The organism is Paenibacillus hemerocallicola (assembly GCF_006265175.1).
GTDB classification, from domain to species: Bacteria; Bacillota; Bacilli; order Paenibacillales; family NBRC-103111; genus Paenibacillus_AB; species Paenibacillus_AB hemerocallicola.
The window spans coordinates 1-629 of sequence record NZ_VDCQ01000088.1 but is presented as its reverse complement, the minus strand read 5'-3'; positions in this window follow the sequence as shown (position 1 = coordinate 629).

Here is a 629-nt window from a genome sequence, read left to right as displayed (position 1 = left end):
GGCACGCTCCTTGACACGCTCCTTGGCACGCTCCTTGACACGCTCCTTGGCACGCTCCTTGACACGCTCCTTGGCACGCTCCTTGGCACGCTCCTCGTTGACGACTGCCGGAACGTTGCCGTCCCTCGACGTAATCGTTTGAAACTCGTCGGAATACAAACGGAACAAAAAGTTCCTCTATCCCTTCCGCAACTCGCCAAAATGGAGCTTAGAGGAAGATTGAGTTCCTTTATTCGCAATAGAAAGCCGTTTGAGTCAGCATTCCGCGCCAATAGAGGAAAAATTTGTTCCGTTTAAGCCGATAGTCGGTGCTTGGGCCGACCATAAAGGAAGTTTTCGTTCCCTCCCGAGCAAATAGAGGAACTCCACTTTCCGCAAGACCACCCAAAGCTGCTACCGGGCTGTAATCTGCCACTCTCAAGCCGAAATCAACATCCCCTTGCACCTATTAGTCACTTCCGACCACCATCAACTTTCCTATGCCCTCCTATAAGCAACCTCCAACCGCCATCGACTGCTTCCATGCCCCTATTAGTCACTCTCGACCTCCATCAGCCGCTTCCAACCGCATCAACTTCCTTATACCCAATTAATAACCTCCAACCGCCATCAACTACATCCATACCCCT